16 protein-coding genes are annotated in these 23681 nt (G+C 60.4%); 5 read left to right on the plus strand and 11 right to left on the minus strand.

Translation table 11 applies throughout. The features are described from left to right. Positions 1-293: 293 nt before the first annotated feature. The 4 genes from IEQ42_RS13550 to IEQ42_RS13565 all read right to left on the minus strand — a co-directional run bounded on the left by IEQ42_RS13550 (position 294) and on the right by IEQ42_RS13565 (position 5403). The gene (locus IEQ42_RS13550) at positions 294-1967 is read right to left on the minus strand and encodes a bifunctional protein-serine/threonine kinase/phosphatase (protein WP_210703847.1); all 1674 of its coding nucleotides are present in this window, start codon (positions 1965-1967) and stop codon (positions 294-296) included. Positions 1968-1974: 7 nt separating this feature from the next. Beyond that, the gene (locus tag IEQ42_RS13555) at positions 1975-3186 is read right to left on the minus strand and encodes a nitrate/nitrite transporter (RefSeq protein ID WP_042558506.1); all 1212 of its coding nucleotides are present in this window, start codon (positions 3184-3186) and stop codon (positions 1975-1977) included. Between the two features lie 405 nt (positions 3187-3591). Then, positions 3592-4176: an ANTAR domain-containing response regulator gene (locus IEQ42_RS13560; protein WP_210703848.1), complete on the minus strand. Its 585-nt coding sequence runs from the start codon at positions 4174-4176 to the stop codon at positions 3592-3594. Between the two features lie 15 nt (positions 4177-4191). Further along, positions 4192-5403, minus strand: a complete 1212-nt coding sequence (locus IEQ42_RS13565; protein ID WP_210703849.1) for a CmpA/NrtA family ABC transporter substrate-binding protein — start codon at positions 5401-5403, stop codon at positions 4192-4194. A gap of 235 nt (positions 5404-5638) precedes the next feature. Between IEQ42_RS13565 and IEQ42_RS13570 the strand changes: the two genes are divergently transcribed. Further along, complete coding sequence (locus tag IEQ42_RS13570) at positions 5639-6661, plus strand: quinone-dependent dihydroorotate dehydrogenase (RefSeq protein ID WP_210703850.1); 1023 nt, start codon at positions 5639-5641, stop codon at positions 6659-6661. A gap of 274 nt (positions 6662-6935) precedes the next feature. Here the strand turns inward: IEQ42_RS13570 and rmf are convergent, their stop codons facing one another. After that, positions 6936-7151 carry a ribosome modulation factor gene (rmf, locus tag IEQ42_RS13575; RefSeq protein WP_003223300.1) on the minus strand — a complete coding sequence of 72 codons (216 nt, stop codon included), beginning with the start codon at positions 7149-7151 and terminating at the stop codon, positions 6936-6938. 531 nt (positions 7152-7682) lie between these two features. Here rmf and rlmKL point away from each other — a divergent pair. Then, complete coding sequence (gene rlmKL / locus IEQ42_RS13580; RefSeq protein ID WP_115147627.1) at positions 7683-9953, plus strand: bifunctional 23S rRNA (guanine(2069)-N(7))-methyltransferase RlmK/23S rRNA (guanine(2445)-N(2))-methyltransferase RlmL; 2271 nt, start codon at positions 7683-7685, stop codon at positions 9951-9953. A 145-nt stretch (positions 9954-10098) separates the two neighbouring features. After that, on the plus strand, positions 10099-12480 hold the full coding sequence (locus IEQ42_RS13585) for a sensor domain-containing diguanylate cyclase (RefSeq protein ID WP_210703851.1): 2382 nt from the start codon (positions 10099-10101) through the stop codon (positions 12478-12480). 136 nt (positions 12481-12616) lie between these two features. Here IEQ42_RS13585 and dacB read toward each other — a convergent pair whose 3' ends face one another. Further along, positions 12617-14077: a D-alanyl-D-alanine carboxypeptidase/D-alanyl-D-alanine endopeptidase gene (gene dacB, locus IEQ42_RS13590; RefSeq protein ID WP_210703852.1), complete on the minus strand. Its 1461-nt coding sequence runs from the start codon at positions 14075-14077 to the stop codon at positions 12617-12619. Positions 14078-14311: 234 nt separating this feature from the next. Here dacB and IEQ42_RS13595 point away from each other — a divergent pair, with 234 nt between their 5' ends. After that, complete coding sequence (locus IEQ42_RS13595; protein WP_042558513.1) at positions 14312-14656, plus strand: YggL family protein; 345 nt, start codon at positions 14312-14314, stop codon at positions 14654-14656. A 254-nt stretch (positions 14657-14910) separates the two neighbouring features. Here IEQ42_RS13595 and IEQ42_RS13600 read toward each other — a convergent pair whose 3' ends face one another. Continuing rightward, positions 14911-16101 carry a benzoate/H(+) symporter BenE family transporter gene (locus IEQ42_RS13600; protein ID WP_210703853.1) on the minus strand — a complete coding sequence of 397 codons (1191 nt, stop codon included), beginning with the start codon at positions 16099-16101 and terminating at the stop codon, positions 14911-14913. Between the two features lie 357 nt (positions 16102-16458). Here IEQ42_RS13600 and IEQ42_RS13605 point away from each other — a divergent pair, with 357 nt between their 5' ends. Continuing rightward, complete coding sequence (locus tag IEQ42_RS13605; RefSeq protein ID WP_042558515.1) at positions 16459-17223, plus strand: GntR family transcriptional regulator; 765 nt, start codon at positions 16459-16461, stop codon at positions 17221-17223. Positions 17224-17405: 182 nt separating this feature from the next. On the opposite strand, the gene guaD is transcribed toward IEQ42_RS13605, so the two are convergent. From guaD to xdhA, 4 genes are all read right to left on the minus strand, one after another. Further along, positions 17406-18710 carry a guanine deaminase gene (gene guaD, locus IEQ42_RS13610; RefSeq protein ID WP_042558516.1) on the minus strand — a complete coding sequence of 435 codons (1305 nt, stop codon included), beginning with the start codon at positions 18708-18710 and terminating at the stop codon, positions 17406-17408. A gap of 13 nt (positions 18711-18723) precedes the next feature. Beyond that, positions 18724-19581: a xanthine dehydrogenase accessory protein XdhC gene (xdhC, locus tag IEQ42_RS13615; protein ID WP_210703854.1), complete on the minus strand. Its 858-nt coding sequence runs from the start codon at positions 19579-19581 to the stop codon at positions 18724-18726. Between the two features lie 135 nt (positions 19582-19716). Further along, positions 19717-22116, minus strand: a complete 2400-nt coding sequence (xdhB, locus tag IEQ42_RS13620) for a xanthine dehydrogenase molybdopterin binding subunit (protein ID WP_115147622.1) — start codon at positions 22114-22116, stop codon at positions 19717-19719. Next, positions 22109-23563 carry a xanthine dehydrogenase small subunit gene (gene xdhA / locus IEQ42_RS13625; RefSeq protein ID WP_210703855.1) on the minus strand — a complete coding sequence of 485 codons (1455 nt, stop codon included), beginning with the start codon at positions 23561-23563 and terminating at the stop codon, positions 22109-22111. The genes xdhB and xdhA overlap by 8 nt, the downstream gene beginning before the upstream one ends. Positions 23564-23681 lie beyond the last annotated feature (118 nt).

Here is a 23681-nt window from a genome sequence, read left to right on the forward strand (position 1 = left end):
GCTAGTTGCCTAGCGAGGACGCCTTTGTCCTGGTCCCGTTCTCTCGGGGAGCACAGCCTTCGTCGTTGAAGGTTGGGCTTTATGTGTGTGTTGAAAGGGCTAATGCAGTGGTTGTGCCAAGTACTCCCAATCCCGTGATTACGGGACTTTTCTGGCAGGAATGGAATTTTTCTGCACTGTCTGGAGGCGTGTTGCGCGATTTTGAGGCGCAACGTCAAAAGATCGCAGCCTTCGGCATCTCCTACAGGGGAATCGTACACATCCGGTAGGCGCTGCCGAAGGCTGCGATCATTTCAAGGCTGATGAAACAACAAAACCAGCAGCATCAGATTCCCCAGCAATGCCACCAGCGCCATCGTCCGCCAGACCTTCACCGGCTCGCGCTCCAGTAGTGGTCTGGGGCGTACGCTCAAGCTGCGCCGCTCACCCTGTTCCAAAACCAGCAACCATTCTTCTGCCGTTTCAAAACGCTGTTGCGGATCGGCAGCAACGCCGCGCTCCAGGCTCTGCGTCAGCCACTCCGGCAGATCGGGGCGGTAGCGACTGGCACTGACCGGCAAGCCAAATCGCGGCCGTTGAAAGGCTTCGATCTCGCCATAGGGAAAATGCCCCGTGAGCAGGAAATACAGGGTCACGCCCAGCGCATACAGATCCTGTTGAGCGCCGGGCGGGTCACCGCGAAAGGCTTCCGGGGCGATATAGCTTGGGGTTCCCGGCAATGTCGAAACAGCGTCTTTGGACAGGCCGGGACAGTAGGCCAGACCAAAATCCAGCAGGCGCAATTCACCATCGTCACCCAGCAGCAGGTTCTCCGGTTTGATATCCCGGTGCAGAATCTGCCGCCGATGCAGCAAGCCCACCGCACGCAGCAGTCGCTCAGCCAGTTCATGCCACTTGGCCAATGGTAACGGCCCGCTTCGCTGGAAAAGCTGCGCCAGGGTCGTCCCCGAATATTCCCGCATCACGTAGTACAAATGCTGACGCTGAAGGCACGCATGGACTTCAGGAAAATGCCGACCAGCCACGCGTTTCAGAAACCATTCCTCCGAAAGAAGCGCTTGCCCAGTCTGTGGATCATCTGCCAGTCGTGCGGGCAGGGTTTTCAGCAACCATGGCTGACCTTGGTCGTCGTGAACGCGATAGAGCAGTGATTGCTGACTCTGGCTGACAACCTCTTGCACCTGCCAGCCTTCGAAAGACTGACCGGATTTCAGCGGCGGGGGCAGCGGCCACTGCTGAAGATGCATCAGCGCATCGCCGATGTTCGCTTCACCGACGGCATCTACCCGCACCAGCAAGGCGCTGGCGTTGTCCTGACTGCCGGCCAGATGCGCGGCGTTCACCAGAGTGTTTGCCGCGCTTTGCAGATCCGGCTGGTCGCGCAGGATCGTTGCAATGGCGGTATCGCCCAAGGTCGACCACACGCCGTCGCTGAGCAGCACGAAACACTCGCCCGCGCGCAATTCGCCGTCGAGAAAATCCAGCACCAGATGCTGATCAAGCCCTAATGCACGCTTGAGCACATGCTGCATGCCCGGCTGCTCCCAGACATGATCGTTGGATATCCGCTGCAAGCCGTCGGCATGCCAGCGATAGACCCGGCAGTCGCCTACGTGGGCCAGGGTAAAGCGCCTACCGCGCATGACCAAAGCGCTGACAGTGGTGAGCAACGGTTGCCCACCGCCATTGGCCTGCAACCAGCGATTTTGCGCCAGCAGCAGGCGATCCAGTGCCTGGGCCACGCTCCAGGTTTCCGGGGTGGCGTAGTAGTCGAGGGCCAGCGCCTGCAAGGTCGAGCGCGCAGCCAGTCCGCCATCGGCGCACTGGCTGACACCGTCAGCGATAGCGAACAGGTAACCCTTGCTCGCCGCCAGCGCCGGGGCGGGCGTGACCAGACGCAGGGCGTCCTGATTCTCCGCGCGCGGGCCGGTGGCGCTGGCTTCGGCGAAACTCAATTGCAGGGCCATTCAGGTCTCAGACTCGAGCCGCAGTCACGGCCGCCGAACCCCAGGTGGTTCTCCAGCGCCGCTTGACGCCGTGCAGGCCGAACCACGCCAGCACGCCAAGGCTGGCGAACAACCACAGGGCCAGTTGATAGCTGCCGGTGCTCTGTTTGATCGCGCCCATGCCTGCCGCCAGCGCGAAACCACCGATGCCGCCGGCCATGCCGATCAGCCCGGTCATCACGCCGATCTCAAGACGAAAGCGCTGCGGCACCAGTTGGAAAACTGCTCCGTTGCCCGCCCCCAAACCGAGCATGGTGCAGACGAAAAGTGCCAGCGCCGCGTAGGAACTCGGCAGATTGAAACCGACCGCTGCGATGCAGATTGCCGCCACGGTGTACATCGCCAGCAAGGTGCGAATGCCGCCGAAGCGATCCGCCAATGCGCCCCCCAATGGCCGCATCAGGCTGCCACCGAATACGCAGGCAGCGGTGTAGTAACCGGCGGTGACCGGGCTCAAGCCGTATTGATCGTTGAAGTAGCCGGGCAGGGCGCTGGCCAGGCCGATGAAGCCGCCAAAGGTGACGCTGTAGAAAAACATGAACCACCAACTGTCGCGGTCACCGAGGGCCTTGAAGTAGTCGGCCATGGACTTGGCTTTCGGACGTTGCGGGGCGTTTTTTGCCATCCAGGCGAACAGCACCAGCGTGAGAATCAATGGAATCACTGCGAAGCCGAAGACGTTGCTCCAGCCGAAGGATGCGGCCAGTACCGGCGCGAGCAGTGCAGCGAACACGGTGCCGGAGTTGCCCGCGCCGGCAATGCCCATGGCTTTGCCCTGGTGCTCAGGCGGGTACCATTGCGACGCCAGCGGCAGCGCCACGGCGAACGAAGCGCCGGCCATGCCGAGGAACAGACCGAGGATCAGCGCCTGTTCGTAACTGTGAATACCGAGTTTCCAGGCGCCGAACAGCGCGCAGATGACGATGACCTGGCCGATCAGCCCGGCGGTTTTCGGTGATAGCCGATCCGCCAGCATGCCCATCGCGAAGCGCAGCACGGCGCCGGCAAGGATTGGCGTGGCGACCACAAGTCCGCGCTGCTGCGTGGTCAGGTGCAGGTCGGCCGCGATCTGCACTGCCAGCGGGCCGAGCAGGTACCAGACCATGAAACTCAGGTCGAAGTAGAGGAAGGCCGCGAACAGGGTCGGGGTATGGCCGGATTTCCAGAAGCTTTTATTCATCGCGCACCTCAGCTGTAAAGAGTCTCGAGAAGGAGTCATGAGTCAGCAAAGTGGGGCGCCGCCACGGCCGCACCACCGGCCCCGGGCTGTGGGGCCAAAAACGCAAAAACGCCGCTACCTGATTCGCCGGGTGGGGCGAGCGGGTCAGCGACGTCTTTGTCGTAGGTGGGGCAACCGCCGTTGGTTACCTGTGTGGAATGCTTAGCGAGATTTGTGCCAACAGCCGAAAAAATCAAAAGCCCCTCACCCTAACCCTCTCCCAGAGGGAGAGGGGACTGATTGGGGGATGCCCGCGAAGTACACCGAGCTGTGATTTTCCGCTGTGAATCCATAATCGACTCGGTCTTTCAGGTCGATGTTTAGCGTCAGGCATCTCGGTCAGTCCCCTCTCCCTCTGGGAGAGGGTTAGGGTGAGGGGCCGAGCAATTCACTCATCGCAATAATCTGCTCCGCCACCTGAATCAGCTTCTGCTGGCGGCTCATGGCCTGGCGCCGCATCAGGGTGTAGGCCTCTTCCTCATTGCAGTCCTTCATTTTCATCAACAGCCCCTTGGCCAGTTCGATGCGTTTGCGCTCAGCCAGCTGCTGATCGCGGGCGTGCAACTGCGCACGCAACGCCTGATCACTCTCGAAGCGCGCCATGGCCACATCGAGAATCGGCTGCAAACGTTGTGCGTGAATGCCTTCAACGATGTAGGCACTGACCCCGGACTTTATCGCCTGACGCATCACGCCGGGGTCATGCTCGTCGGTAAACATCACGATGGGGCGTGGCTGGTCGCGGCTGACCAGCACCACTTGCTCCATGACATCGCGGCTCGGTGACTCGGTATCGATCAGGATGACGTCCGGGCGCACCGTTTCGACGCGTGCGGGCAGGTCGATGGTCAGGCCAGACTCGTCAATCACCTCAAAACCGGCCTCGGTCAGCGCCGCTTTCAGGCGTCCGACTTTTTTCGCCGTGTCGTTGATCAGCAGAATGCGCAGCATGTTGGCGGTCTCCTGTCAGCGGCGGGCGAGAAGGGGAGCATCGTCGCTTAGGGCGTGCAGCTTGAAACTGCGCGCATAACCGGCCGGATCACTGCCATCCCAGATTTTGCCGTCGAGCAACTGACTGCTGCGCATGTCCGTGCCCCGCGTGGCAACGCCAACAGCAGTCGCCGCGTCGCGATAGAGGCCCAGTTGCTGAACCTGACGCGCCACGGCGAGGTAATCCGGGTCTTCGCGCAGCAAGCCCCAGCGGCGGAACTGGGTCATGAACCACATGCCGTCGCAGAGATACGGCAGATTGACTTCGCCGTTGCCGTGAAAGCGCAAGGCGTGGGGATCCTGCCAGCGATGACCGAGGCCGTCGGCGTACTCACCGAGAAAGCGCGGTTCGATGCACGAAACCGGCGTATCGAGATAATCCGGGGCGCTCAGCAGTTGTGCGGTGCTGCGGCGATTCTCCTGGCTTTCTTCGATAAATCGGCTGGCTTCGAGGATCGCCATCACCAGCGCGCGCGCGGTGTTCGGGTATTGCTCGACGAAGGCGCGGGTGCAGCCGAGGACTTTTTCCGGGTGATCGGGCCAGATCGTCTGGCTGGTGGCCAGCGTAAAGCCGAGATTCTGCTGTACCGCGCTGGCGGCCCACGGTTCGCCGACGCAAAAGCCGTCGATTCGTCCCGCTTGCAGGTGCGCAACCATTTGCGGCGGCGGCACGACCACGCTGTCGACATCCTGTAACGGATGAATGCCTTGGCTCGCCAGCCAGTAATAAAGCCACATCGCGTGCGTGCCGGTCGGGAAGGTCTGGGCAAAGGTCAATTTTGCGCGGGATTGGTGCACGTGGCGATCCAGCGCTTCAGGACTGTTCACGCCGAGGGCTTGCAGGCCGTGGGAGAGGTTGAGGCTCTGACCGTTTTGGTTGAGGCCCATCAACACGGCCATATCGGTGGATGCGATGCCGCCGATGCCCAAATGCACGGCGTAGATCAAACCGTACAGGCTGTGGGCGGCATCGAGTTCGCCGCTGACCAGCTTGTCGCGCAAGTTGGCCCATGAAGTCTGACGCTTGAGGTTCAGGGTCAGGCCATAAGGCTGAGCGAAACCCTGAGTGGCGGCCACCACCACCGAGGCGCAATCGCTCAGGGCCATGAAACCAAGGTTGATCGCAGTCTTTTCCGGAGCATCGCTGCCGTTGACCCAGGCCAGCGGCCCGACGGAGGGTTCATTCATCGCATGCACCTGCAAAAGCCGCCTTCAAAAAAAACGCCGCCACCGATTTTGCGCAGGCAAAACCCCATGACGACGCCATTGTCCTTGCCCGTGCGCCGCCATTGGCGTGCGGGCTGATGGCAAGCAGGGTGCAAGGCATATGCCAGTCGCGTCGATTTGCGCGTGCGCCTCGCGCGGTGGGTCGATGCCCGGCTATAATCGGCGCCTCTTTTCGCCGCCCGAGTCATCGCCGCCCATGTACACCCTGGCCCGTCAGCTGTTGTTCAAACTTTCCCCGGAAACCTCCCACGATCTGTCGCTGGATCTGATCGGCGCGGGTGGACGTTTGGGCCTCAACGGTCTGCTGTGCAAGGCGCCAGCGAAGTTGCCGGTGACGGTCATGGGCCTGGAGTTCCCCAACCCGGTGGGTCTGGCGGCGGGTCTGGACAAGAACGGCGCGGCCATCGACGGTTTCGCGCAGTTGGGTTTCGGTTTTGTCGAAATCGGCACCGTGACCCCGCGTCCGCAGCCGGGCAACCCGAAACCACGGATTTTCCGCCTGCCGGAAGCCGAGGCGATCATCAATCGCATGGGTTTCAACAATCTGGGTGTAGATAACCTGCTGACGCGGGTAGCAGCAGCCAAACACAAGGGCGTGCTGGGCATCAACATCGGCAAGAATTTCGATACCCCGGTTGAACGCGCGGTTGACGATTACCTGATCTGCCTGGAGAAGGTCTACGCCCACGCCAGTTACATCACCGTCAACGTCAGCTCGCCGAACACCCCGGGCCTGCGCAGCTTGCAGTTTGGCGATTCGCTCAAGCAGTTGCTGGCGGACCTGGCCACGCGCCGCGCCGAACTGGCGCTGCGTCATGGCAAGCATGTGCCGCTGGCGATCAAGATTGCCCCGGACATGACCGACGAAGAAACCGCGCAGGTCGCGCAAGCGCTGATCGAAACCGGAATGGACGCGGTCATTGCCGCCAACACCACGCTGAGCCGGGTTGGCGTTGAAGGCATGGTGCATGGTGACGAGGCGGGCGGCCTGTCCGGTGCGCCGGTGCGAGACAAGAGCACCCACACCGTGAAGGTGCTGGCGGCTGAGCTGGGTGGGCGTTTGCCGATCATCGCAGCGGGCGGCATCACTGAAGGCAAGCATGCTGCTGAGAAGATCACTGCGGGTGCCAGTCTGGTGCAGATTTACTCGGGCTTCATCTATAAAGGCCCGGCGCTGATTCGTGAATCGGTGGATGCGATCGCGGCATTGCGCAAATAACCCAGGCTGTCCCGGTCAATGTAGGAGCTGCCGAAGGCTGCGATCTTTTGATCTTGATGTTGATTTTAAAAAAACAGGATCAAAAGATCGCAGCCTGCGGCAGCTCCTACAGGGTGGTCGGCAGACATTCGAAAGGCGGGCGTCAGTCAAATCGACCGGGCATAAAAAAGGGCTCCTCGAAGGAGCCCTTGGGCCGTAGCCCGCCGTCCGGGAGGGACGTGCGTGGTTAATGCGTTGCAAATTCAGATTGTCGTGTCGGAATAAATGCCCTGTGTCAGCCGACGGCGTGAAGTTCGTTGAGTCTATGGATTCCCGCAGTGCCGGTCATACCGTCCCAGTTGTCGCCGCGTCCTTCTCGCCAGCCGTTGATCCAGGCTTGACGTACTGACGGTAGAGTAAATGGGCAAAGCTCACGGGATTTGCCACCAACGCCATATTGATATCCGCGCAAAAATGCTCTTTCCAACGGATCACGCTTAAGTCTTCTCATAGGGTGTTTCCCTCACTTGTTGACTGTATGTGTCGCGTTGACCTCAACCGAGGTCTGGCAGAAAAACTCTGCCGGGGGCGGCTCGCTGCCGGCGTGGCGAGCCAAGGTGTTGACGCCGTTGCGACGTCAACCTGTGCTCAGTTCTAACCAATGAGTCACACCGATGGAATGACCGATTTGTCATAAGAACGTAACGAATAGGATGCTATGGCAATAAGTAACTGCGTATTTGTTCAATGTTTATTGAGCAAACCCCGGTATGATCGGCACCGCGCTGCATGATGGGCTTAATCCTTTAGTGAGAATGACCCACGGTTGCACTGGGGTACTATTCGACGAAGGGTTGCTTTGAGTCATTTTGTTGCTTCAACTTTTTTCTCTGTCCTTGCATCTAAGCTCTTTTAACCCGAGCAGCAGGGATGGGACGGCACACCTTCGTGCCACGCGGGCGTTCTTTTAGAAAAGCGCCTGATTGAAAACCGGATCGGCAATGCGTTGCCGGTTCACATAGCCAAAGGCTCTGGAAATACCATGTCCGACCAATTCGAACTCTTCCTCACTTGCCCCAAAGGTCTTGAAGGCCTGCTTATCGAGGAAGCCGTCGGGCTTGGCCTTGAAGAAGCCCGCGAGCACACCTCCGCCGTGCGTGGCATGGCAACCATGGAAACCGCCTATCGTCTGTGCCTGTGGTCGCGCCTGGCCAACCGCGTGCTGCTGGTGCTCAAGCGCTTCCCGATGAAGGACGCCGAAGACCTGTATCACGGCGTGCTCGACGTCGAGTGGCAAGACCACATGCTCAGCGATGGCACCCTGGCCGTTGAATTCAGCGGCCACGGCTCGGGCATCGACAACACTCACTTCGGCGCCTTGAAGGTCAAGGACGCCATCGTCGACAAACTGCGCACCCCGCAGGGCGACCGTCCGTCGATCGACAAGCTCAACCCGGATCTGCGCATTCACCTGCGTCTGGATCGCGGCGAAGCGATTCTCTCCCTCGACCTGTCCGGCCACAGCCTGCACCAGCGCGGCTATCGCTTGCAGCAAGGTGCAGCGCCGCTGAAGGAAAACCTCGCGGCAGCCATCCTGATCCGTTCCGGCTGGCCGCGCATTGCTGCCGATGGCGGCGCGCTGGCTGACCCGATGTGCGGTGTCGGTACGTTCCTGGTCGAAGCGGGAATGATCGCCGCCGACATGGCGCCGAACCTGCGTCGTGAGCAGTGGGGCTTCACCGCATGGCTTGGCCACGTGCCGGCGCTGTGGAAGAAACTCCACGAAGAGGCGACCGAACGTGCGGCTGCCGGTCTGGCCAAGCCGCCGCTGTGGATTCGTGGTTACGAAGCTGACCCGCGCTTGATCCAGCCGGGCCGCAACAACGTTGAACGTGCCGGCCTGAGTGAGTGGATCAAGATCTACCAGGGCGAAGTGGCGACGTTCGAGCCGCGCCCGGATCAGAACCAGAAAGGTCTGGTGATCTGCAACCCGCCGTACGGCGAGCGGCTGGGTGACGAAGCCAGCCTGCTTTATCTTTACCAGAACCTCGGCGAGCGTCTGCGTCAGGCCTGCCTGAACTGGGAAGCGGCGGTGTTCACCGGTGCGCCGGATCTGGGCAAGCGCATGGGCATCCGCAGCCACAAACAGTATTCGTTCTGGAACGGCGCACTGCCGTGCAAGCTGCTGCTGATCAAAGTCACTCCGGATCAATTCGTTACGGGCGAGCGTCGCACCCCGGAACAGCGTCAGGTCGAGCGTGAGCAAGCAGCTTATGACCAGACGCCGGACGAGCCACAAGAACGCAAGTTCAACAAGAACGGCAACCCGATCAAACCTGAGCCAGCCCCGGCTCCGGTGGTCGAACAGGCTCGCTTGAGCGAAGGCGGGCAGATGTTTGCCAACCGTCTGCAGAAAAACCTCAAGGCACTGGGCAAGTGGGTCAAGCGCGAAGGCATCGATTGCTACCGCGTTTACGATGCGGACATGCCGGAATACGCAATGGCCATCGACCTGTACCACGACTGGGTGCACGTTCAGGAATACGCCGCGCCGAAATCGATCGACCCGCAAAAGGCTTCGATCCGCATGTTCGATGCGTTGGCAGCGATTCCGCAGGCGCTGAACATCGACAAGAGCCGCGTGGTGGTCAAACGCCGCGAGCGCCAGAGTGGCACCAAGCAGTACGAGCGTCAGGCTGCGCAGGGCAAGTTCAATGAAGTGACCGAGGGCGGCGTCAAGTTGCTGGTCAACCTCACCGACTACCTCGACACCGGGCTGTTCCTGGATCACCGGGCGATGCGCCTGCGCATTCAGAAAGAAGCCGCCGGCAAGCGCTTCCTCAATCTGTATTGCTACACCGCGACCGCCAGCGTGCACGCGGCCAAGGGCGGTGCGCGCAGCACCACCAGCGTCGACCTGTCGAAAACCTACCTCGACTGGGCGCGCCGCAACCTGTCGCTGAACGGCTTCTCGGACAAGAACCGTCTGGAGCAGGGCGACGTGATGGCGTGGCTGGAAAGTTGCCGCGAAGAGTACGACCTGATCTTCATCGATCCGCCGACCTTCTCCAACTCCAAGCGCATGGAAGGCATTTTCGACGTGCAGCGTGATCAGGTGCAGTTGATCGACCTGGCCATGGCCCGCCTGGCGCCGGGCGGCGTGTTGTATTTCTCCAACAACTTCCGCAAGTTCCAGTTGGAAGAGAACCTGGCCGAGCGTTACGCGATTGAGGAAATCAGCGCGCAGACCATTGATCCGGATTTCGCGCGTAACACCAAGATTCACCGCGCCTGGAAAATCACGGCTCGTTGACGCTGCAAAGGATTGGATCCACAGAGCCTTGATTTTAAAGGCTCTTGGATCTGATCAACGCTAGCCAAATTGATGGCTAATAGCTATAAACTCACTCATGGCCAATGGGGGTTCCCCCGCAATGCTGGCGTAGTGAGTTGCCCTTATGTCGTTGCACCCCGTGCGCCCGAAGATTCTGGGTTTCATCAGCGAAGACGTCTCGGCCTGGCTGGTCGCGATGCTGGTATTGCTCGCCGGCGGGATACTCACGGGGCTGCTCGCCTGGGCCACTTTCAGCCAGTTTGAACAACAACTGCGTCAGCGCTTTCAGTTGCTGGCCAATGAGCGTTACAGCCGCATCGAAGAGCGATTTCAGGACCAGGAGCAACGCCTCGACGGCCTGCGCCGCTTCTTCACCTATTCCCAATCGGTGTCTCGCGCCGAGTTCGATGGTTATACCCGACCCTTATTACTGCGCACCCAGGCCTATTCGTTTGCCCTCAGGGTCAATGCTGCCGAGCGTGCCGAATTTGAGCAGCGCGTGCGTGCGGAAGGCCTGAGCACGTTTACGATTCGCGAACTTAATGAACAGGGCGGTTTGCAACTGGCGGGCGCCCGAGATGAATACGTGCCGGTTTTTTATAGCCAGACCCAAAGCCGTCTGGGCTCGCCGCTGGGCTACGATTTGCTCGCGCAACCGCTGCGCCGCGACATCCTGCAGCGCGCCGATGAGCTGCGTAACCTGGTCGTTTCGCAACCGATGCATCTGGTCAGTGTCGAGCCAGCCTATGCCCGCGGGGTCTTGCTGGCGGCGCCAGTCATTCGAGAGGGACAGCAAAAGCCTTTCGGCTATGTGATGGCCGTGATCAGCATGCGCCAGTTGCTGGCGGATGGTTTGCCGGACGCGCTCCATGACTACCTTTCGGTGCGCATTCTCGATCTGTCGATCCCTGATCAGCACGAGGTGCTCTACGAATCGGCCAACGATCCGGCACCCAGTGCTCTGGCCACCACGCGGCTGGTGCGCATGGCCGATCACGACTATCAGGTGGATATCCTGCCGAGCGACGCTTTCATGCAGGCCAACCACTCGTCAGTGGGGAGTGTGCTGATTCTCGGTGGATTACTCAGTTTGCTGCTGAGCGCGTTGTTATATGTGCTGGTCAGCCAGCGCCAGCGAGCCTTGCATCTGGTCGAGCAGCGCACGCAAGAGTTGCACGACAGCGAACAGGAACTGCGCGGTACTCACGGCCAGTTGCGCGGCGTACTGAATGCCGCAACGCAGGTGGCAATCATCGCCACCGATCTGCGCGGGGTGATCAGCACCTTCAACCCCGGCGCCGAACAGATGCTTGGCTACCGCAGCGACGAAGTGGTCGGCCGCATGACCCTGGAGAACCTGCATTTTCCGCGCGAGCTGATGGCACGCGCGGCGGAATTGAGTGCGCGTTACGGCAAGACGATCCCGACCTGTCAGGCGATGCTGGTCGAGGGCGGCGAAGTCGGCGGGCACGAGGCGCGCGAGTGGACGCTGATCTGCCAGGACGGCAGTCACCTGCCGGTGAACATGCTCGCCACCCCCGTGCTTGATGAGCAGGGCCTGTGGGTCGGGCATCTGGCGATCTGCATCGACATCACTGAGCGCAAGCGTGTGCACGAGGCGCTGGCGGCGCGTGATGTGCTGCTGAAAAAGCTCAGCGCTCACGTGCCCGGTGGCATTTACCAGTTCAAGATGGAATTCGACGGCCGCTTCAGTGTGATCTACGCGAGTGACGGCATCCGCGAGATCTACGAGCTCGAACCGGATGTGCTGCTGCTCGATGCCGAGGCCATTTTCTCCCGTATCTATGCGCAGGACGTGAGCCGCGTGCGCGCCTCGATTCGGGCATCAGCGCACAGCCTCAGCCCGTGGCGCGAGGAATATCGCGTGCAGTTGCCCGTACGCGGTCTGCGCTGGGTGCGCGGCGAGGCGACGCCGGAGGAGCTGCCCGGCGGTGGCGTGCTGTGGCATGGCTATATCTCGGACATTTCAGATTTGAAGCGCGTGGAGGAGGAACTTCGGGCGCTGTCGATCACTGATTCGTTGACCGGTATCCACAACCGTCGCTATTTCCAGGAGCGCCTGACCACCGAAATGGCCCGGGTCGAGCGCGGTGGCGGTGAACTGTCGGTGATCATGCTCGACATCGACCATTTCAAACGGATCAACGACCAGCACGGTCATGCCGTGGGCGACCGGGTGCTGCAAGCCGTGTGCGAGCGCATCGGCCATCGCTTGCGCCGCACGGATGTGTTCTGTCGCTTGGGTGGCGAGGAATTCATGGTGCTCTGCCCGGACATCGACGGTGAACACGCGTACATGCTCGCTGTGGAGTTGTGGCAGGGGTTGCGCAGTGCGCCGGTTGATGTGGTCGGCGTCGTGACCGCCAGTTTCGGTATCGCCAGTTGGCGACCGGGGGAGGGCGCTGATTCGCTGTTGCTGCGCGCGGATTCAGGGGTGTACATGGCCAAACAGCGCGGGCGCGATCGGGTCGAGCAGATGAGTTAGGCCCTGCCACCAAACCAATGTGGGAGCGAGCCTGCTCGCGAAGGCGGTGTATCAGTCAGCACATTTATTGACTGACCTGACGCCTTCGCGAGCAGGCTCGCTCCCACAGGTTTTTGTGGTGTTGCTTGAACTTGGGTTACAAGACGGAAGCCGTCTGCGGCAGCTTCGGCTGGCGATACAGATCCAGCAGCACCTGATCCAGCACCGACGATGCACCAAACGGCGCTTTGTCGTTGAGGATCGCCACCACCGCCCAAGTGTTGCCGTTGACGTCGCGGCTGAAACCGGCAATCGCTCGCACGGTGTTCAGGGTGCCGGTCTTGACGTGGGCTTCGCCGCGCATGGCGGTGGTCTTCAGGCGTTTGCGCATGGTGCCGTCGGTGCCGGCAATCGGCAACGAGCTGATGTACTCGGCGGCATACGGGCTGTGCCAGGCGGCTTGCAGCATGTTCGCCATCTCACGGGCGCTGACCCGTTCGGCACGGGACAGGCCGGAACCGTTCTCCATCACCAGGTGCGGGGCGGTAATGCCTTTTTTCGCCAGCCACTGACGGACTACCCGCTGCGCTGCCCTGGCGTCGTCACCGTCAGCGTCGTTGCGGAACCTCTGACCCAGGCTCAGAAACAGCTGCTGAGCCATGGTGTTGTTACTGTATTTGTTGATGTCGCGGATGATTTCCGCCAGATCCGGCGAGAATGCGCGAGCCAGCAATTTGGCGTTGCTCGGGGTTGGCGCGAGACGATCCCTGCCCTGAATGCTGCCCCCCAACTCCTTCCAGATCGCGCGAACGGCGCCCGCGGTGTAGGTCGCGTGGTCGAGCAGCGACAGGTAGGTCTGCGAGCTGCAACCTTCACCCAACTGGCCGCCCACCGTCACGGTCACGCTGCCATCGGGCTGTGGCACCGGGTTGTAGCGCACACCGCCGGTGCATTGCTTGGAGGGGAGCGCTTTAACGGTGTTTTCGATGCGGACGCTGGCGATCGGCGGTTCCACCGAGATCAACACTCGGCCACCGTCATTGCGGGCGACGAAGCGCAGGGCCTTGAGGTTGACCAGCAGCGAGTCGGGTTTGACCAGAAACGGCTTGTTCTGGTCATTGCCGTCATCGTTGAATTCCGGCAGCTGTGGCTGCACGAAGAAATTGCGGTCCAGCACCAGATCACCGGTGATCTGCGTGACGCCGTTGGCGCGCAGATCGCGCATCAACAGCCAGAGTTTTTCCATGTTCAGCTTCGGATCGCCGCCACCCTTGAGGTAGAGGTTACCGTTGAGGATACCGCCGCTCAGGGTGCCATCGGTGTAGAACTCGGTTTTCCACTGGTGGTTGGGGCCGAGCATTTCCAGCGCTGCGTAGGTGGTAACCAGTTTCATGGTCGAGGCCGGGTTGACCGACACATCGGCGTTGAACACGGTGGCTGTGCCTGGGCCATCGAGCGGCACCATCACCAGCGACAGGGCGCTAGGCTGCAGCTTGCTGGCCTTGAGGGCTTTTTCGACATTGGGGGTGAGGGCAGTATTGATTGGGGCAGCAGAGGCAGGCAGGGCCAGAGGAAGAAAAAGGCCGGCGAAAAAAAGTGGACGCAACGATTTGATCATGTGAAATAAAACCCTGCAAAAGAGGGGGAGAAAAACGAGGACATGGATGAAAAAGCCCTCAGTGGTCACGAAAGTGTCGGCATTATGCGCCAAGGTGGAACCGCTTGTGCCGTCCCCGGGGTGGCTAATCAGTGATTTTTTTACAGGCGGTCGGCCGCAGTGTCCAGAGAGTCGGGCAAATGACGTCTTAAACTGGTAAAGTGCCGGCCGTTATTACTTAAGAGGATTGTTCCAATGGCGACTAACCGTTCCCAGCGTCTGCGCAAAAAACTGTGCGTTGATGAATTTCAAGAGCTGGGTTTCGAGCTGAACCTGGACTTCAAAGAAGACTTGTCCGAAGAAGCCATTGACGCTTTCCTCGAAGCCTTCATCAAAGAAGCCATGGAAGCCAATGGTCTGGGTTATGTTGGCGGCGACGACTTCGGTCTGGTATGCCTGCAGAAGCGTGGCTCGGTCAACGAAGAGCAGCGCGCTGCTGTTGAAGCCTGGCTGAAAACCCGTAGCGAACTGACCGGTGCAACCGTCAGCCCGCTGCTGGACGTTTGGTATCCGGAAAAGCCGATCAACGCGGCTAAGTGATACTGAAAAAAACGGCGACCTGAGGGTCGCCGTTTTTTTTGCCTGGCTTTTGCTTGTTCGGCTTTGGATTTGCGGTGGAGCTGCCCCTCATCGGAACGCCGCCCGCCCAGCCCTCTCCCGAGGGAGAGGGGGCCGATTGGTGGATAGTTCAAAACCTGCATTCAGCTCGGTATCCCTAGTCGGCGCACCTCGCCAAACAACCCGATCAGTTCCCTCTCCCTCCGGGAGAGGGCTAGGGTGAGGGGCTTTTGATCTTACGCTTTACGCCAATTCAAAATCAGCAGCGTCACAACCCCCGCAACAATCCCCCAAAACGCTGATCCGATGGAAAACAGCGTCAACCCCGACGCCGTCACCATAAACGTGATCAGCGCCGCTTCGCGTTCCTTCACTTCAGTCATTGCGATGCTCAAGCCATTGATGATCGAGCCAAACAGCGCAAGCGCCGCAATTGACAGCACCAGTTCCTTCGGCAGCGCGGCAAACAGCGCCGCCAGAGTTGCGCCGAACACTCCGGCGATCCCGTAGAAAATCCCGCACCACACTGCGGCGGTGTAGCGTTTGTTGCGATCTTCGTGGGCATGCGGCCCTGTGCAGATTGCCGCGCTGATGGCGGCGAGGTTGATGCCGTGTGAACCGAACGGCGCCAGTAACAAAGAAGCGATGCCGGTAGTGGTGATCAGCGGCGAGGCCGGGACGGTGTAGCCGTCGGCGCGCAACACGGCGATGCCGGGCATGTTCTGCGAAGTCATGGCCACGACGAACAGTGGAATGCCGATGCTGATGGTTGCCGCCAGCGAAAAGTGCGGTGTGGTCCACACCGGCGTGGCCACTTCCAGATGAAAACCGCTGAAGTCCAGCAGCCCCATGAAGCCCGACAGCGCGGTGCCGATCAGCAGTGCGGCGAGCACGGCATAGCGGGGCGAGAGGCGTTTGACCAATAAATAGGTGAAGAACATGCCCAATACCAGGCCGGTGCGGTGTTGCGCGGCGACAAAGATTTCGCTGCCGATCTTGAACAGAATCCCCGCCAGCAAGGCTGCCGCCAGCGATGCCGGGATCTTCCTCATCAGCCGTTCGAAACTACCGGTCAGCCCGCAGATCGTCACCAGCACCGCGCAAGTGATGTAGGCGCCGATGGCTTCGCCGTAGCTCACGCCGCCAAGACTGGTGATCAACAGCGCCGCGCCGGGTGTCGACCAGGCAATGGTGATGGGCGTGCGATAGCGCAGGGACAGGCCGATCGAGCACACCGCCATGCCAATCGAAATTGCCCAGATCCACGAAGAAATCTGCCCGCTGGTCAGGCCCGCCGCTTGCCCGGCCTGGAACATCAGGACCAGGGAGCTGGTGTAACCGGTCATCATCGCAATAAAACCGGCGACGATGGCCGAAGGCGATGTGTCGGCCAGAGGGCGCAGTTGAGTGTGCGTGGCGTCGTTCATGACAACGGTGTTCCTTATACCAATGAAGATGTCCCCTGTACGCCAAACCCCTGTGGGAGCGAGCCTGCTCGCGAAAGCGGTGTGTCAGTCAACATTCATTTTGAATGTGAAACGGCTTTCGCGAGCAGGCTCGCTCCCACAGGGGATTGTGGTCGACCAGCGGATTCTGCGATCAAGCCTAAACTCAATCGTAACGAACCGTTGCAATACAGCCGTGGTCACAAACAGCCATACAGTCGTGTTGCCACCATCCATTGTGTACAATCGCGCTGTTTTTTACGCGATACTTGCCAGCGACCTACTGTGCCGTATTACAGTCACGGTCTATTCGCCGCAGTTCTCCCGACTCGAGTGCCCATGAACGAACAGTTGCAACCCCTCAAGAAACAACCGCGAGCAGGCAAAGCCGGCCGCAGCGGAACCCAGGACGATATTGTCTATGCGCACATCTTCGAGGCCATCCTCGAACAGCGTCTGGCGCCCGGTACCAAGTTGAGCGAAGAAGCGCTGGGGGAAATCTTTGGGGTCAGTCGCACCATCATTCGCCGCGCGCTGTCGCGTCTGGCCCATGAAGGTGTGGTGCTGTTGCGGCCGAACCGTGGCGCCGTCGTTGCCAGCCCGAGCGTGGAAGAAGCGCGTCAGGTATTCATGGCCCGCCGTCTGGTCGAACGCGCGATCACTGAACTGGCCGTGCTGCACGCCACCGCCGAACAGATCGCCGAATTGCGCCAAATGGTCAACGACGAGCGCGACAGCTTCTCGCGCGGTGATCGCGGCGCCGGTATTCGTCTGTCGGGCGAGTTCCATCTGAAACTGGCGGAAGCGGCGAAAAATGCACCGCTGGTCAGCTTCCAGCGCAGCCTGGTCTCGCAGACCTCGCTGATCATCGCCCAATATGAAAGCGGCAACCGCTCGCACTGTTCCTACGACGAACACACCCAACTGATCGACGCCATTGAAGCGCGTAACGGTGAGTTGGCGGTGGATCTGATGATGCATCACATGGATCACATCGACAGCAAACTCAACCTCGACGAGGAAGGCGCGTCGGATGATCTGCATGCAGTGTTCTCGCATTTGTTGCAGACCAAGAAGCCGGGGCGTCCTGCGGCCAAGCTTTAAGCTGATACCGAGTCGACCCTAATCGCTGGCAAGCCAGCTCCCACAGGATTTTGTGGGGTTAGCAAATCTGCGATTCACCGAGAAACCTGTGGGAGCTGGCTTGCCAGCGATGCAATCTGAAAGACAACAAAAATCCCCCGGGGCTGAACACCACCGGGGGATTTTTTATGCCTTGGGAAAACTCAGCGCTGATGCACCAGCGCACCCGCCGCATACGTCTGCTGCACCGTCCGGTCATCGCCCAGCGTCATCAACACAAACAAGGTCTCGGCAATGTTATTTGCCTGTTTCAAGCGATAGCTCAGCAACGGCGTGGCGTTGTAATCCAGTACCAGGAAGTCAGCGTCGCTGCCTGGTTGCAGGTTGCCGATCTTGTCTTCCAGACGCAGCGCCCGCGCGCCACCCAGGGTCGCCAGATACAACGACTTGAACGGACTCAAACGCGCGCCCTGCAACTGCATCACTTTGTAGGCTTCGTTCAGTGTTTGCAGCAACGAGAAACTGGTGCCGCCACCGACGTCAGTGCCCAGGCCCACGTTCAACTTGTGCTTTTCGGCCATCGGCAGATTGAACAAGCCGCTGCCCAGGAAGAGGTTCGACGTCGGGCAGAACGAAACGGCAGAGCCAGTTTGTGCCAGTCGCGCACATTCGTCGTCGCACAGGTGCACGCCGTGGGCGAATACCGAGCGCTCGCCGAGCAGCTGGTAGTGATCGTAAACGTCCAGGTAGCCTTTGCGCTCCGGGAACAGTTCCTTGACCCACTCGATTTCCTTGAGGTTCTCGCTGATGTGGGTCTGCATGTACAGATCCGGATATTCAGTCAGCAGTTGCCCGGCGAGGGTCAATTGCTCCGGGGTGCTGGTCGGCGCGAAACGCGGGGTGACCGCATAGTGCAGGCGACCCTTGCCGTGCCAGCGCTCGATCAGCGCCTTGCTCTCGACGTAGCTGGATTCGGCGGTGTCGGTGAGGTAGTCCGGCGCGTTGCGGTCCATCATCACTTTACCGGCGATCATCCGCAGATCGAGTTTCTCGGCCGCTTCAAAGAACGAGTTCACCGACTGCGGATGCACGCTGCCGAACACCAGCGCCGTGGTGGTGCCGTTGCGCAGCAGTTCCTTGACGAAAATGTCAGCGACCTCATCGGCGTGCGCCTTGTCGCCGAACTGGCTTTCGCACGGGAAAGTGTAAGTGTTGAGCCAGTCGAGCAGTTGCTCGCCATAGGCGCCGACCATGCCGGTTTGTGGCAGGTGAATGTGGGTGTCGATAAAGCCCGGGGTGATCAAGGCATCCTGATAGTGGTTGATTTCGATGTCTGCCGGCAGCGTCGGCAGCAAGTCGCTGGCGTGGCCGACGGCGCTGATCTTGCCGCCATCGACCACCAGCAGGCCGTCCTCGAAATATTCGTAGGAGGCTTCGATACCGACTTCGGCGGGGTCGGCAATGCTGTGCAGGATGGCGGCGCGGTAGGCTTTGCGAGTCAGAGGCATGAGGGTTCTCTAATCAATTTGAGGCTTTGAGTTTGGCGGCCTGACTGCGGCGTGAAAGCGGCAGCAGTTTGGCAATCGGTTCGGCGCTGGCAGTGTGCTGGCCGAAATTGGCGTTATAGGTGGCGATGATTTCGCCGGCGATGGAGATGGCGATTTCCACAGGCAACTTGCCTTTGACTTCGCCGATACCCATCGGGCAGCGCATGCGTTGCACGACGCTGGCGTCGAAGCCGCGGTCACGCAGACGGTTTTCGAACTTGGCGCGTTTGGTCTTCGAGCCGATCAGGCCGAACCAGGTGAAATCGTTGCGCTTGAGGATCGCGGCGGTGAGTTCCAGATCCAGCTGATGGTTGTGGGTCATGACGATGCAATAGCTCCCGGCGGGCAGGTCATCGATTTCATCCACAGGCTCTTCGGCGACGATTTTACGGACGCCGTGGGGAATCTGTGCGGGGAATTCTTCTTCCCGGGAATCGATCCAGCGCACCCGGCAGGGCAGGCTGGCGAGCAGCGGCACCAGGGCGCGACCGACGTGGCCGGCGCCAAACACGGCGATCTGCGCTTGCACCTGGCCCATCGGTTCGAACAGCAACACCGTGGCGCCGCCGCAGCACTGGCCCAGACTGGCACCGAGGCTGAAGCGCTCCAGATGAGTGTCCTGCTTGCCGCTGGCGAGCATCTCGCGAGCGATCTGCATGGCTTTGTATTCCAGGTGCCCGCCACCGATGGTGTCGAAGATCTGGCGAGCACTGACGACCATTTTCGAGCCGGCATTGCGTGGCGTCGAGCCGAGCTCTTCGATGATCGTCACCAGCACACAGGGCTCGCCCTGGTTCTGCAGGTCGGCGAGGGCGTCGATCCAGTTGTACATATTCACCTCGACATCTTTGTTGTCTGTTCGGGCCTCTTCGCGAGCAGGCTCGCTCCCACATTGGAATTGCACAGTCCAACGGTCAGCACAAAACCCTGTGAGAGCTGGCTTGCCAGCGATGGCCGCGCCCCGGTCTTAAAGCGAAGCCAGCTCGGTTTCAGCTTCGACGGCCTTCACCGCTTTAAGCTGACGCATCTGCTCACAGCCCCACAACACCCGCTCCGGGGTCGCCGGGGCGTCGATCTTCGGCTGATGCTTGTAGTCACCGAGGCTTGCCACGGCGTCCTTGATCGCACACCACGCGGCAATGCCGAGCATGAACGGCGGCTCACCAACGGCCTTGGAGTGGAACACGGTGTCTTCCGGGTTCTTGCGGTTTTCTACCAGTTTCACTCGCAGATCCAGTGGCATGTCCGCCACGGCCGGGATCTTGTAACTGGCCGGGCCGTTGGTCATCAGCTTGCCCTTGTTGTTCCAGACCAGCTCTTCCATGGTCAGCCAGCCCATGCCCTGGACGAAGCCACCTTCAACCTGACCGATGTCGATGGACGGGTTCAGCGAGGCGCCGACGTCGTGGAGAATGTCGGTACGCAGCATCTTGTATTCGCCGGTCAGGGTGTCGACGATGACTTCGCAGCACGCCGCGCCGAAGGCGAAATAATAGAACGGACGGCCACGGGCCTGGCTGCGGTCGTAGTAGATTTTCGGGGTTTTGTAGAACCCGGTGCTCGACAGCGAGACCTGATTGAAATACGCCTGCTGGATCAGCGATTCAAAGGTCAGGATGTGATCACGAACGCGTACATGGCCGTTATGGAATTCGACGTCTTCCTCGCTGACTTTGAAGTGCCGTGCGGCGAACTCAACCAAGCGTTGCTTGATGATCTCGGCGGCATTCTGGGCGGCTTTACCGTTGAGGTCGGCACCGCTGGAAGCAGCGGTTGGCGAGGTGTTTGGCACCTTGTCGGTATTGGTCGCGGTGATCTGCACGCGATCGATTTCGACCTGGAACACTTCGGCCACGACCTGCGCGACTTTGGTGTTCAGGCCCTGGCCCATTTCGGTGCCGCCATGGTTCAGGTGGATGCTGCCGTCGGTGTAGATGTGGATCAAGGCACCTGCCTGGTTCAAGAAACTCGCGGTGAAGGAAATACCGAATTTCACCGGGGTCAGTGCCAGGCCTTTTTTCAGGATCGGGCTGTTGGCGTTGTAGCGACGGATCGCTTCGCGGCGCTCGTAATACTGGCTGCTTTCTTCCAGTTCCGCGGTCATTTCCTCGAGCATGTTGTGCTCGACGGTCTGGTAGTAGTGGGTAACGTTGCGCTCGGTCTTGCCGTAGTAGTTGGCCTTGCGCACCGCGAGTGGGTCGAGGTTGAGGTGACGGGCAATCGCGTCCATCACTTCTTCGATCGCGACCATCCCTTGCGGGCCGCCGAAACCCCGGTAGGCGGTGTTCGAGGCGGTGTTGGTCTTGCAGCGATGACCGTTGATGGTCGCATCGCCCAGGTAATACGAGTTGTCCGAGTGGAACATTGCGCGGTCGACAATCGACGCCGACAAGTCTGGTGAGCAACCGCAGTTGCCGGCCAGGTCCATGTTGATCCCGTGCAGGCGCCCGGTGCTGTCGAAGCCGACGTCGTACTCGACGTAGAACGGGTGACGCTTGCCAGTCATGAGCATGTCTTCGACGCGCGGCAGGCGCATTTTGGTCGGCTGACCGGTGAGATGCGCAACCACTGCGCACAGGCACGCGGGGCTTGCCGCCTGAGTTTCCTTGCCACCGAAACCACCGCCCATGCGGCGCATGTCGACGACGATCTTGTTCATCGACACGTCGAGCACTTCAGCGACCAGTTTCTGCACTTCGGTCGGGTTCTGTGTCGAGCAGTAAACAATCATGCCGCCGTCTTCGGTGGGCATGACCGAGGAGATTTGCGTCTCCAGGTAGAAGTGTTCCTGACCGCCAATGTGCAGCGTGCCTTGAATGCGATGATCGGCGGTCGCCAGTGCGGAGACCGAATCGCCGCGCTGGTGGGTGTGGCTGTCGAGGACGAAGTGGCGCTTGCGCAGCGCTTCGACCACATCCAGCACCGGCTCGAGGTCTTCGTATTCGATGATCGCGGCCATCGCTGCCTTGCGTGCGGTTTCCAGATCCTTCGCCGCCACGGCGAGCACCGGTTGCCCGACAAATTGCACATCATCGATGGCCAGCAACGGGTCGCCCGGCATCAGCGGGCCGATGTCTTTCAGGCCCGGGACGTCTTCGTGGGTGATGGCGATGCGTACGCCTTCGAAGGCATAGCAGGGACTTGTATCAATGCTGATGATCTTCGCGTGGGCGCGGTCCGACAGGCGTGCGTACAGGTGCAGCTGATTCGGAAATTCCAGGCGATCATCGATGTACTGCGCTTCACCGGACACATGTTTGGCGGCGCTGTCGTGCTTGACGCTGCGGCCGACACCTGTGGTCAGGTCCTGGGCGAACAATTCGGCCAGTTCAGCCTGGGTCTTCTCTACGGCGTGATGGTTAGACATAAGCGGTCACCCGAGTCTCGATGTGCGGTGTTTGCAGTTCGATGAAGTATTTGCGCAGCAGGTTCTGCGCGCTGAGCAGGCGATATTCCTTGCTGGCGCGGAAGTCCGAGAGCGGCGTGAAGTCTTCGGCCAGGGCAACGCAGGCGCGTTCGATCACTGCATTGTTGAACGGTTGGCCAATCAGCGCGGCTTCGCAAGCGGCGGCGCGCTTGGGGATCGCGGCCATGCCGCCGAAGGCGACGCGGGCATCGCTGATCACACCGTTTTCGATGCGCAGATTGAACGCGGCGCAGACGGCGGAGATGTCGTCGTCCAGACGCTTCGAGACTTTATAGGCGCGGAACAGCTGCTCGGCGCTGGCACGCGGGACGATAATCTTCTCGATGAATTCGCTTTCCTGGCGGGCAGTGACGCGGTAATCGATGAAGTAGTCTTCCAGGTTCAGGGTGCGCCGGGTTTCGCCTTTGCACAGCACGATCTGCGCGCCGAGTGCGATCAGCAGGGGCGGCGAGTCACCGATCGGCGAGGCGTTGCCAATGTTGCCGCCGAGGGTGCCCTGGTTGCGGATTTGCAGGGAAGCGAAGCGGTGCAGCAACTCGCCGAAATCCGGGTACTCGGCGTTCAACGCTTCGTAGCAGTCGGAGAGGCTGGTGGCGGCGCCGATTTCGATGCGGTCATCGAAACTGTCGATGCGCTTCATTTCGGCGACGTTGCCGACGTAGATCATCACCGGCAGCGTGCGGTGGAACTGAGTGACTTCCAGCGCCAGATCGGTGCCGCCCGCCAGCAGGCGCGCTTGTGGGTAAGCATCGTAGAGATCGGCCAGATCGGCGACGGTCAGCGGCACCAGGCAGCGCTTGTCGCCGCTGTTGAGTTCGCCGATATCGGTGGGGGCAATGGCTTTGAGTCGGGCGATGGTGTCAGCTTCGCGGGCGTCGAACTGATCCGGTTGCTTGGCGCAGCACGACTGTTCGGCAGCGGCCAGAATCGGCCGGTAGCCGGTGCAACGGCAAAGGTTGCCGGCCAGCGCTTCGTGGGCCTTGGCGGTATCCGGCGCATCGCTGTTCTTTTGCAGCGCGAACAGCGACATGACGAAACCTGGGGTGCAGAAACCGCACTGCGAACCGTGGCACTCGACCATGGCTTTCTGCACGCTGTGCAGTTCGCCTTTGTGCTTGAGGTCTTCAACGCTGATCAATTGCTTGCCGTGCAAGGACGAAACGAACGTCAGGCACGAGTTGAGGCTGCGATAGCGAATATGTTCGCGGCCAGCGTCATCCGTCTGCAACTCGCCGACCACTACGGTGCAGGCGCCGCAGTCACCGCTGGCGCAACCTTCTTTGGTGCCGGATTTGCCGACGTGTTCACGCAGGTAATTGAGCACGGTCAGATTCGGGTCCAGGGCGTGCTCGCTACGGAGTTCCTGGTTAAGTAAAAACTGGATCACGGAAGGCCTCGCAGACTCATTATTGTTGTTAAGCGACTTGAGCCGAATTTAGCAGCTCTGACTTTTCGGTCAATGGTTTTCTGACTTAAAGGTCAAGAAAATGCATTTCGTCGATCAA

Source organism: Pseudomonas iridis (assembly GCF_017980685.1).
Lineage (GTDB): Bacteria > Pseudomonadota > Gammaproteobacteria > Pseudomonadales > Pseudomonadaceae > Aquipseudomonas > Aquipseudomonas iridis.

Excerpts from the sequence above, each read along its gene's own strand:
- IEQ42_RS13550 (WP_210703847.1), bottom strand. The coding sequence starts at position 1,967 with ATGGCCCTGCAATTGAGTTTCGCCGAAGCCAGCGCCACCGGCCCGCGC.
- IEQ42_RS13555 (WP_042558506.1), bottom strand. The coding sequence starts at position 3,186 with ATGAATAAAAGCTTCTGGAAATCCGGCCATACCCCGACCCTGTTCGCG.
- IEQ42_RS13560 (WP_210703848.1), bottom strand. The coding sequence starts at position 4,176 with ATGCTGCGCATTCTGCTGATCAACGACACGGCGAAAAAAGTCGGACGC.
- IEQ42_RS13565 (WP_210703849.1), bottom strand. The coding sequence starts at position 5,403 with ATGAATGAACCCTCCGTCGGGCCGCTGGCCTGGGTCAACGGCAGCGAT.
- IEQ42_RS13570 (WP_210703850.1), top strand. The coding sequence starts at position 5,639 with ATGTACACCCTGGCCCGTCAGCTGTTGTTCAAACTTTCCCCGGAAACC.
- rmf (WP_003223300.1), bottom strand. The coding sequence starts at position 7,151 with ATGAGAAGACTTAAGCGTGATCCGTTGGAAAGAGCATTTTTGCGCGGA.
- rlmKL (WP_115147627.1), top strand. The coding sequence starts at position 7,683 with ATGTCCGACCAATTCGAACTCTTCCTCACTTGCCCCAAAGGTCTTGAA.
- IEQ42_RS13585 (WP_210703851.1), top strand. The coding sequence starts at position 10,099 with ATGTCGTTGCACCCCGTGCGCCCGAAGATTCTGGGTTTCATCAGCGAA.
- dacB (WP_210703852.1), bottom strand. The coding sequence starts at position 14,077 with ATGATCAAATCGTTGCGTCCACTTTTTTTCGCCGGCCTTTTTCTTCCT.
- IEQ42_RS13595 (WP_042558513.1), top strand. The coding sequence starts at position 14,312 with ATGGCGACTAACCGTTCCCAGCGTCTGCGCAAAAAACTGTGCGTTGAT.
- IEQ42_RS13600 (WP_210703853.1), bottom strand. The coding sequence starts at position 16,101 with ATGAACGACGCCACGCACACTCAACTGCGCCCTCTGGCCGACACATCG.
- IEQ42_RS13605 (WP_042558515.1), top strand. The coding sequence starts at position 16,459 with ATGAACGAACAGTTGCAACCCCTCAAGAAACAACCGCGAGCAGGCAAA.
- guaD (WP_042558516.1), bottom strand. The coding sequence starts at position 18,710 with ATGCCTCTGACTCGCAAAGCCTACCGCGCCGCCATCCTGCACAGCATT.
- xdhC (WP_210703854.1), bottom strand. The coding sequence starts at position 19,581 with ATGTACAACTGGATCGACGCCCTCGCCGACCTGCAGAACCAGGGCGAG.
- xdhB (WP_115147622.1), bottom strand. The coding sequence starts at position 22,116 with ATGTCTAACCATCACGCCGTAGAGAAGACCCAGGCTGAACTGGCCGAA.